This is a genomic window from Anabaena sp. AL09 (assembly GCF_001672255.1).
Taxonomy (GTDB): domain Bacteria; phylum Cyanobacteriota; class Cyanobacteriia; order Cyanobacteriales; family Nostocaceae; genus Dolichospermum; species Dolichospermum lemmermannii.
Window position 1 is genome coordinate 95999 of record NZ_LJOQ01000040.1, and the last position, 10370, is coordinate 106368.

At 42.7% G+C, this 10370-nt stretch carries 10 protein-coding genes; 9 read left to right on the top strand and 1 reads right to left on the bottom strand.

Going from position 1 to position 10370, the window contains the following annotated elements:
- Window positions 1-156: 156 nt before the first annotated feature.
- Complete coding sequence (locus AN490_RS07965) at window positions 157-1413, bottom strand: hypothetical protein (RefSeq protein ID WP_300001512.1); 1257 nt, start codon at window positions 1411-1413, stop codon at window positions 157-159.
- 127 nt (window positions 1414-1540) lie between these two features.
- Between AN490_RS07965 and AN490_RS07970 the strand changes: the two genes are divergently transcribed.
- From AN490_RS07970 to AN490_RS08010, 9 genes are all read left to right on the top strand, one after another.
- Window positions 1541-2017 (top strand): hypothetical protein, encoded by a 477-nt coding sequence (locus AN490_RS07970; protein ID WP_053539918.1) that lies wholly within the window; start codon window positions 1541-1543, stop codon window positions 2015-2017.
- A 219-nt stretch (window positions 2018-2236) separates the two neighbouring features.
- A complete protein-coding gene (locus AN490_RS07975) occupies window positions 2237-2392 on the top strand; it encodes a lmo0937 family membrane protein (RefSeq protein ID WP_300001516.1) in 156 nt (51 codons plus the stop codon).
- 80 nt (window positions 2393-2472) lie between these two features.
- Window positions 2473-2883 carry a YggT family protein gene (locus AN490_RS07980; protein ID WP_213717614.1) on the top strand — a complete coding sequence of 137 codons (411 nt, stop codon included), beginning with the start codon at window positions 2473-2475 and terminating at the stop codon, window positions 2881-2883.
- A 493-nt stretch (window positions 2884-3376) separates the two neighbouring features.
- A complete protein-coding gene (locus AN490_RS07985) occupies window positions 3377-4669 on the top strand; it encodes a ferredoxin:protochlorophyllide reductase (ATP-dependent) subunit N (RefSeq protein WP_300001518.1) in 1293 nt (430 codons plus the stop codon).
- A gap of 184 nt (window positions 4670-4853) precedes the next feature.
- Window positions 4854-6068, top strand: a complete 1215-nt coding sequence (locus tag AN490_RS07990; protein WP_300001520.1) for a transposase — start codon at window positions 4854-4856, stop codon at window positions 6066-6068.
- Window positions 6069-6209: 141 nt separating this feature from the next.
- A complete protein-coding gene (gene bchB, locus AN490_RS07995; RefSeq protein ID WP_300001522.1) occupies window positions 6210-7907 on the top strand; it encodes a ferredoxin:protochlorophyllide reductase (ATP-dependent) subunit B in 1698 nt (565 codons plus the stop codon).
- A 73-nt stretch (window positions 7908-7980) separates the two neighbouring features.
- Window positions 7981-8883, top strand: a complete 903-nt coding sequence (gene bchL, locus AN490_RS08000; protein ID WP_213717845.1) for a ferredoxin:protochlorophyllide reductase (ATP-dependent) iron-sulfur ATP-binding protein — start codon at window positions 7981-7983, stop codon at window positions 8881-8883.
- A gap of 407 nt (window positions 8884-9290) precedes the next feature.
- A complete protein-coding gene (rpsO, locus tag AN490_RS08005) occupies window positions 9291-9560 on the top strand; it encodes a 30S ribosomal protein S15 (protein WP_015079606.1) in 270 nt (89 codons plus the stop codon).
- A gap of 12 nt (window positions 9561-9572) precedes the next feature.
- Window positions 9573-10043, top strand: a complete 471-nt coding sequence (locus AN490_RS08010) for a PAM68 family protein (RefSeq protein WP_168633414.1) — start codon at window positions 9573-9575, stop codon at window positions 10041-10043.
- Window positions 10044-10370: the final 327 nt, after the last annotated feature.

The following is a 10370-nucleotide window of genomic DNA, read 5'->3' on the forward strand; positions in this document are numbered from 1 at the left end:
GAAGTAGGGGAAGTAGGGGAAGTAGGGGAAGTAGGGGAAGTAGGGGAAGTAGGGGAAGTAGGGGAAGTAGGGGAAGTAGGGGAAGTAGGGGGGGAGAAAGAATTTTCCCAATGACAACTAACAACTGACAACTGACAACTGACAACTGACAACTGACTAATCACCTATTTGCTTATTCTGAAATTCCTGTTCTAACAAATCTGTTTCTGTAGAATAAACAGAATCTTCTTTACCAATAACTTTTTCTGTGGCAAATTCACGAGCAAAAGCGATCTTTTTCTGCAAAGAATCATCTGCACCTGCTAATAATCTAGCTCGTTCTTGACGTTGAAGATTGCGAGTAGAAACCTGATCATTGCGTCGTTTAATCCAAAAATACCGGATTAAAGGAATAGCTAAAAAACCAATACCATAAGCTAATAGAAGTCCATAAATTCCTTGGACAAAAGCGACTAATCCCCCAATTTGAGTCGCAATTGTGCCATTTTTCAATAAATTACCCAGGATTAAAGCCCCAACAAAATTCACTCCTCCCAAACCAGCACTGAGCATAAGTTGTCCAGAACTGGCAGAACTAAACTTCCAGGAAAATTCATGCAAATATTCAGATATTGAGCGCCGCTGTTTTTTACTTGCTCTTACCTGTAATTCTGGGAAATAATAAACTATTTGCCCGTCAGAACTTACCTGGGGCATTCCATTAAATCTTACCAGCACAGGCAGCATATAATCCTCATATTCTTGTTGATATTTTGCGCCAATATCATCTAAATATGGAGCAATTTGTTCTGCTGCTACTGCACCTTGATTATTACTAATCACAGCCCCAATTTCTTCCCAGCGACGTTCTTCCAAATTGGCGTTAGGATCACCATCACCAAAGAGAAATGAAAACACAGCTTCAAAAAAATTCATTTCATTATTTTCACCCCGTTCCCTCCGTCGTTCTTGGTAGCTATCACGATGATTTGGGCTAAAATACCAGAATAAATCTGGAAAGAAAAAGAAATTAAAACCTCTAGAATTATTACTGCGATTGTCATTATCCCGATCTGAACTAGCAGTCATGATTATAGTGATAGTCACAAGAATCAGAACGATAGAAGTAACTAAAAGAATGCCAAAGGAAATCCGAATTAGGTAAAATAGCACAGACCAAACTTTTTTCCACCATTCCTGCAATCGGATTTGCAAGTATTTATTGCGGATAATATCCCGAAAATTTTGGGGAAATTGGTAAACAACATCACCTGATTCTGCAACCTGTAAATGTCCCCCAGCGTCAGCAGCAAGGGCTAATAAACTTTGATTGACTTCAGCTATATTTAATCCTATCTGGGTGGCTACATCACCAACTGTGACTCGGTAGCCCAGTTGTTCCACAGAAAGCATAATGGCGGGATTGGGAGTCATAAATTTGCCATTTTGTTATATTTTGGTTTACCTTTATTCAGTATAATTGAAGCGAAATTTCTTTTCTTTGCGATTCTTAATTGCAATCATACTTTTCACAAATTAGCTAGGATTTATATATACACCTATGGTTCAGTACAGTCTCGCTCAAAGCCCGGAACTTATCCTTACTGTTCCTGGTAAAGATTCCGCTAAAGCCCGTGATAAAGCCATGGATCAACTAATGGAACTCATGGAAGCTGGTGAATTACCAACGGAACTAGAAGAAGGATTTGGTCCGCAACAATTAATTGAGGTGAAAGAACCAACTACAGATACTTCTAGCCGTGAAGATGAGATTACCCAAGCAGTGCAAATTCTCAGTAATTTAGCTTCCTTGAAGTTAAAAGTCCAAGAATCACGCACTGAAGCCTTAGAAATTCGTCAAGCCATTGATGTGCTGTTTTCCGATAAATCTGTCACCGAGGAAGAAATAACCCATCTTAAAGAAGGTTTTAAAGTTCTCAAAAATTTTGCTCAAGCTAATCTGCGTTACCAGGAAGCGAGGGGAAAAGCAGAACAAGCTAGACAAGTTTTAGATCAAGCTCTCAAATCACCGGAGTAATATTAGATTGGATATCTCCAGAAAATAATGTAGAGACGTTCCATGGAACGTCTCTACAAGGGTTTTAGGATACGCATATTTAAATTCGGTCGATGTCTATTAAATTTGTTCTCTTTCTGTTGGACTATCTCTTCTTGAGGATTGAGATTTAATCATGTTCAGATAAGATATTTGCATAACCAAAGACTTCTGTAGTAACACACTATATAAAAGGCAAATATGATTAATCTAATTTGGACGGCTGCTGTTGTACTCTTTGTCCTCTGGCTGTTAGGATTATCGGTTCATGTCGGGGGTAGCTTAATTCATCTGCTTTTAGTTTTAGCTCTAATTGGAATAGTTTACAATTTACTAATTGGTCGCCGCATAGTCTAATTTTTGAGGATGCAAGGCTGTATCTGAGGTTTGAATACAAGCACTGAAGTTATAGCCATATTAATAAAAATCCCAAATTTATGAATAGAAATCCTCATGAACGAAGCAATTCTGCGCGAAGGCAAGAACTTCGTAGTGAAGAAGAAACTTTCCGACTGCAACAGGAAGAGGGACGACTTGAATCTGGCAAACGGAGATCTATATTTGCCTGGATTATCAATAGCATTTACCTGCTAGTGGGAATGCTGGAAATCCTGCTGATGTTGCGCTTCTTTCTGCGTTTTTCCGGGGCAAATACGCAAAATACTTTTGCCCAGTTTATTTACAATCTTTCTGATCCCTTCATTGCGCCATTTTCCACCTTGTTAATTAGTCCTGTTGCTGGAGGTGGAGCGAATGTTTTTGATGTCAATGTCCTAATTGCAATTATCGTGTATGCTCTCTTAGGCTGGCTCAGTGTATGGCTGGTCAAATTTCTCTCTGGTCGGTAGAGAAAAGTTGAAAAATGAAAGGATTTAATTTAATTACTATTGTTAAGCCCTGAGAGTGTCTAACTCTCTAATCTCGAAATAACGTAGTATACTGAGGTTAATCGTATTTAACCCCAAGATGAAATACCTAACCCCAGAACAAGTTTACAAACAATTTGGTGATCACCCCAAGACAACCGCAGAATGATCTGACGATTATTAGCTTGTATTCCCTAAATATATTTACTTATGGTCGCCTCAAAAGAAATTGCAGATCCTTATACTCCTGTAAACCTTTGCAACTTTTTGCCCCATCTCTAGGTTTTAGTCAATATAGTAAAGACAACTAACTTATCGATCGCCATGCGATTCCTAGGTCGCGCTAGTTCCCTCCGGGACGCAATGCGTTCGCTATCGCCCATTTCCCCAACCATCACATGAATCAGCCCTGCAAAACCTAGGGCGGGTATAAAAACGAAACATTAGGGATTTAAGCCCCAAAGGAGAGCAAAACATGGCTCTAGAGCCTTGCACGGAAGTTCCTACTCAAACATATAGTCCCAAAGCTATCGCTGATATCCCCGTACTCAAAGAACGAGGACAGAGAGAAGTATTTTGTGGCTTGACAGGTATTGTCTGGCTGCACCGCAAAATGCAGGATGCTTTTTTTCTGGTGGTGGGATCGCGTACCTGCGCCCATTTAATCCAATCTGCGGCTGGCGTAATGATTTTTGCGGAGCCAAGATTTGGTACAGCCATTCTCGGTGAACGGGATTTGGCAGGACTCGCGGATGCTAATGACGAATTAGACCGTGTTGTTGATCAGTTACTAGAGCGCCGCCCTGACATTGGCACATTATTTTTAGTGGGATCATGTCCCTCTGAAGTAATTAAGCTCGATCTTGCCAAAGCTGCGGAACGACTCAGCCAGAGATTTTTTCCTAAAGTTCGGATTCTTAATTATTCAGGTAGTGGCATCGAAACCACCTTTACCCAAGGCGAAGATGCCTGTTTGGGATCGATGGTTCCCGTACTGCCCCGCAGCGATGAGCCAAGCCTGATGATAGTTGGTAGCCTCGCAGATGTCGTAGAAGACCAGTTCCAAAGACTTTTTGACAAAATGGGGATGGGTCCGGTTTATTTCTTCCCGCCGCGCCGTGCTGCTGATTTGCCACCGATCGGCAAAGGTACGAAATTATTATTAGCCCAACCATTTTTAAGCGATACCGTGCGATCGCTGATTTCGCGTGGTGGGACATTATTACCATCGCCTTATCCCTTTGGGATCGAAGGGACGACTGCTTGGTTAAAAACCGCCGCCGATGCTTTCAATGTTGATAACGATAAATTTGAACAGGCCATCGCCCCCGCCGCTAGTCGTGGCAAAGTTGCGCTAGATCGCTATCGTCAAGCCCTGACAGGTCGCAAGGCTTTCCTATTCCCAGATTCACAACTGGAGATTCCCTTAGCCCGTTTCTTATCGAGGGAATGTGGCATGGAGCTAGTTGAGGTTGGCACACCCTATATCGATCGCCTATTGATGGATAGCGAAATTAACCTGTTGCCAGTTGGGACAGCTTTATCAGAAGGTCAGGATGTGGAAAAGCAACTCGATCGCTGTCGTGAGGCGAAACCCGATATCACAGTCTGTGGGCTTGGCCTAGCCAATCCTCTCGAAGCTGAAGGGATGGCGACAAAATGGTCAATCGAGTTGGTATTTTCACCGATTCACGGTTACGACCAAGCCGCCGATTTAGCCGAGTTGTTTGCGCGTCCGCTTGAGAGACGTAGAAGATTAACAGTCTAAGAAATAGAGCGCGAAGCACTCTATATTCTTATTGATTTTTTTATAAAATAACTGGGTAAGCGTAAAACTCAGTCCCTTTAGGGCTGAGATATAAGCGACTCCTGCGACTTTAGTCGCAGTCATCTTTCTACTGGGCTTGCTATTTTATTTTAGACAGAGTAGCATCAAAATGGGAGGGAAAAAGATGCTTGTTTTTGAGTTTAAAGCTTACGGGAAGTCAGCGCAAATAAAAGCAGTAGGTGATGCAATTCGGACTGCACAGTTTATTCGCAATAGCTGTATTCGGCTATGGATAGATGTGAAAAACACAGGCAAAAATGATTTAAACAAATATTGTGCCGTACTTGCTGCTAAATTCCCCTTTGCAAATGAACTCAATTCAATGGCAAGACAAGCCAGTGCAGAACGAGCATGGTTTTCTATCTCTCGGTTTTATGATAATTGCAAAAAAGGGGTTTTCGATAAAAAGGGCTTTCCTCAATTCCAGAAAGATTGTCGTTCTGTCGAATACAAAACTTCTGGCTGGAAACTAACCGATGACCGTAAGTTTATCACCTTCACCGATAAAAAAGGGATTGGGCGATTAAAACTTAAAGGAACTCGTGATCTGCATTTTTACCAAATTAACCAAATTAAACGGGTAAGATTGGTAAAACGTGCGGACGGTATTTATGTTCAATTTTGTATTAATGTCAACCGTCAAGAAGATATAGCACTATCAGGAAATACAATTGGGTTGGATGTAGGTTTGAAAGAATACTACACCGATTCTGAGGGCGTAATGATTGAGAATCCCAAATTTCTCCGGATTGGAGAAAAGGTTCTTAAACGTTCGCAACGTCGTGTTTCCAGAAAGGTAAAAGGTTCAAAAAATAGGGGCAAAGCTAGACAGATTTTAGGAAAACGCCATCTCAAAATAAGTAGGCAACGTAAAGACCATGCTGTGAAGTTAGCACGGTGCGTAGTTCAGTCTAACGACTTGATAGCTTATGAAGATTTGAGAATTAAAAATTTGGTGAAAAATCATTGTTTAGCTAAGTCTATTAACGACGCATCTTGGTATCAGTTTCGTGTCTGGCTGGAATACTTTGGTCAGGTGTTCAAGAAGCTCACAGTTGCGGTTAATCCGCAATACACGAGCCAAGAATGCTCTAGTTGCAGTGAAATTGTGAAGAAAACTCTATCTACTCGCACCCACGTTTGTCAGTGTGGTTGTGTCATGGATAGAGATGAAAATGCAGCTAGAAATATCCTTCGTCGGGGATTGGGTACGGTAGGGCATACCGAAACCTTCATGCTAGACATGAGTAACGCTTTAGGAGATGAGTCCTCTACTCAGGTTGGAGTAATCCTGTCTGAGCAAGTCATGTCTTTGATCAAAGAATCTCAGCGGCTTTAGCCCTGAGAGTGTCAAATTGACATATACTAACCACGGCTAAAATATGGACTTTTAGAGAATCACAAAAACCCTAGATGTGCAGGGGTTTAGCACTACTAAACCCTATAGAATCAAATAATTAAACCGTGTTCAGTATAACCTATGGAACTAACTCTCTGGACTTACGAAGGTCCTCCCCATGTCGGGGCAATGCGAATCGCGACAGCAATGGAAGGAGTACATTATGTGCTTCATGCGCCACAGGGCGACACCTATGCTGACTTACTATTTACGATGATCGAAAGACGCGATCGCCGTCCACCTGTCACCTATACGACTTTTCAGGCTCGCGATCTTGGCGGTGATACTGCCGAAATGGTTAAGACTTCTGTTAAAGATGCCTACGATCGCTTTAAGCCACAAGTGATGCTCGTTGGTGAAAGCTGTACTGCCGAACTGATTCAAGATCAACCAGGCTCATTAGCAAAGAGCATGGGATTGCCGATCCCAGTCGTGAGTTTGGAATTACCTGCCTATTCCAAAAAGGAAAATTGGGGCGCTAGTGAAACGCTGTATCACCTAGTCCGCACGCTACTATTACCTGTGGTTCCGCCACCGAATACACCAAGACCTAAACGCGATCCCCAGATTCGTCCTAAAGCGAACATCATTGGTCCCACAGCGCTAGGATTCCGTTGTCGTGACGATATTCGCGAAGTCGTGAAATTACTTGCTGAGATCGGCGTAGATGTGAATGTGATCGCCCCGATGGGATCGACTCCTGATGACTTGAAGCGGATTCCTGATGCGGATTTTAATATTTGCCTCTATCCCGAAATTGCCCTGACAACTTGTACTTGGCTCACCCGTAGTTTCGGACAGCCTGTGATCAAGACCGTTCCCATTGGTGTCGGTGCAACCCGTGATTTCATTGCCGAAATTGGCAAGGTTGCCGATATTGATGTGAGTGACGCTCTAGCGCGATCGCAGTCTGACACCCTCGGCAATTGGGATGCAGCGCGTATTTCTACCGCCGCTAATCCTAATGCTTCTCGACTGCCTTGGTATTCGCGATCAGTTGACTCTACCTATTTAACAGGTAAGCGCGTTTTCATCTTTGGTGATGCCACCCACGCTCTCGCCGCCGCCAGAATTGCTACGGAAGAATTAGGCTTTACCCTTGTCGGGATTGGAACCTATAGCCGTGAATTTGCGCGGGAAGTACGCGAAGTTGCCAAGAAGCATGGACTCGAAGCCGTGATTAGTGATGACTATTTAGCTGTCGAAGCCAAGGTTGCTGAAGCTGCTCCAGAACTAGTGCTTGGCACTCAGATGGAACGACATATTGCCAAACGCTTGGGTATCCCTTGCGCGGTAATTTCTGCACCGATTCACGTTCAAGATGTGCCTGCGCGTTACTCACCCCAAATGGGTTGGGAAGGTGCGAATGTGATTTTTGATAGCTGGGTACATCCCTTGATGATGGGTCTAGAAGAACATTTAATTGGCATGTTCAAGGAAGACTTCGAGTTTGCCGAAGGTCACATGAGCCATCTGCATACTGCCCCATCGCAAGAGTCACGCGCCCTAGAGTCCAGATATCCCGAACAGGCGATCGCCTCTATCAGTAATCTCACTAATACTCTCGCGGATAATTCCGATCAAGTTGTTCTCACGCCCCTAGCGGAAGCACTTGAGGGAGTCTCTTGGAGTGCGGACGGTGAAGCCGAGTTAAAGAAAATTCCCTTCTTTGTTCGCGGCAAAATCAAGCGCAATACCGAGAAATTTGCAAGCGATCGCGGGATCACCTCGATTACTTCAGAAACTCTCTACGAAGCAAAAGCAGCGATCGGCAAGTAAAACCCTCACCCCCCAGCCCCCTCTCCCATAGGGAGAGGGGGAGCAAGAAAATTATTTATATTAGGAGTCTATTTTGGCAGTTTTAACAACACATCCACCATCAGTTACCAAATGCGAAGAATCAGAAGGTAGCGTTCAGGTATTCCAAGATCCATCAATGGTAATTGAAGGTGCTTTAGTTATCGCCGTTTATGGCAAAGGCGGTATCGGTAAATCGACAACATCCTCCAATCTATCCGCAGCATTCTCGCACCTCGGTAAACGGGTATTGCAAATTGGTTGCGATCCTAAGCATGACAGCACCTTTACACTCACCAAAAGAATGGTTCCCACGGTCATCGATGTTCTCGAAACCGTTGACTTCCATTCCGAAGAGTTGCAAACCGATGACTTCATGTTTGAAGGTTATAACGGCGTAATGTGTATTGAAGCTGGCGGACCTCCCGCAGGTACTGGCTGTGGTGGCTATGTCACAGGTCAAACCGTGAAGCTGCTCAAAGAACATCACTTGCTCGAAGACACCGATGTTGTGATTTTTGATGTTCTCGGTGACGTAGTTTGTGGTGGTTTTGCCGCTCCTTTGCAACACGCCCATTACTGCTTGATTGTTACTGCCAACGATTTTGATTCCATCTTTGCCATGAATCGGATTGTTGCGGCGATTCAATCAAAAGCGAAGAATTATAAGGTTCGTCTAGGTGGGATCATCGCTAACCGTAGCGAAGGAACCGATCAAATTGACAAGTTTAACGATCGCGTTGGCTTGAAAACCTTGGCGCATTTCCGCACCGTTGACGCAATTCGCCGCAGTCGTTTGAAAAAATGTACTGTGTTTGAAATGGAGCCTGATCCTGAGGTTCTGGAAGTACAGCAAGAATATCTCAAGCTGGCGAAAGGGATGCTTGAAGATGCGACACCCTTGTATGCTCAACCCCTCAAGGATCGCGAAATTTTTGATCTACTAGGTTTTGACTAATCATCAAAAAACTCACTAAGCGAAGGCTTTTTGATTTGGAATTTAACGAAAAAATGCAGGCGTAATCCATGAATTGCACCTGCACTTCAACCCATTTTATTGATTCTTATCGAAACGAATTTACCATCAAATTTTATTTATATTTACGTATTAACTTGATATTAAGCTCGTAATACTACCCCTATTCTCTATCCATATAAGTTACATTTTGTCAAAAAATAAAAGCAAACTTACGAGTAAGGTCAATCAGAGAGCGAATTATAAGCAATTAACGCTGTTTGACCAAGGTTTAACTACGTTATTTGTGTATCTCAAGAGTTCTAGAGAAATTTGCCACAGCAATGGATGGGTGTGATATTATAGGAAACGGCTACACAAATTTAAAAATAATCACAATTTAAGCGATCATGGCTCTGACTCAACAGCGCAAACAAGAAATAATTTCTGGCTTCCAAGTTCATGAAACCGACACCGGTTCGGCTGATGTTCAAATTGCCATGCTAACTGACCGCATTAACAAGCTCAGTCAACATTTGCAAGCTAACAAAAAAGACCATTCCTCCCGCAGAGGACTGTTGAAGATGATTGGTCAAAGAAAGAGTCTTCTGGCTTATATCCAAGCAGGTAGTCAAGAAAAATATAAAGCTTTAATTACTCGTCTTGGTATTCGCGGTTAGGAACTAATTCTTATGGCTGCTGAAGAATCGGAACGTAGTCCATTGCCTTTTGAGCCAAACAAAAAGCGTCCCAAACCCGCTAAGACTGTAACTAAGTCCGTCATTAAAACCCAAGCACCCCAGGAAAAACCGCAACAGCAACGTCGTTATTCTAAACAAGAAATGGCGATTCCTGAAGTAGTCAGCCAGCGAATGATTCGCAGAGTGGCTGGTTTTTGCGGTATTCCCACAGCTTTAGGGATTACTAGTTTGATAGTTAGCTATCTATTAGTTACCTTGGCTGATATCCAACTTCCGCCTATCGCCGTTTTATTAGTGAATATGGGATTGTTTGGGTTAGGTGTGGTGGGAATTACCTATGGTGTTCTTTCTGCTTCTTGGGATGAAGAAACACCGGGAACTTTTCTAGGTTTTGATGAATTTAGCACTAACTGGGGAAGGATGACCGAAGTTTGGCGTGATACCCAGAAAAAGAACGTCTAACAAGCAGCGTCCAGGTAATAACTGTAATGTGGGGTAATTTGGAAAATGAGTTTTGAAGTGGAATTTATATCACTTTAACTTCAAGTTTAAAAGACTGTATTTTTCTAGTTTATACCCAATATTCAGCAAAAAATACCTGGCGCTACATTTGTATTTATATATTTAACCACAGATATTTTTGACCCATTGAAATGGCTTGATTCTAGAAATAGCAGAAATATATGAAGATATTATTAATATGGCTCTACCGCTCCCTTTATGATATTTTCGGTAAAATATCCCTGAAACCCCTACACCGATTGGATTTGAGGTTTTAATATTTTCAAA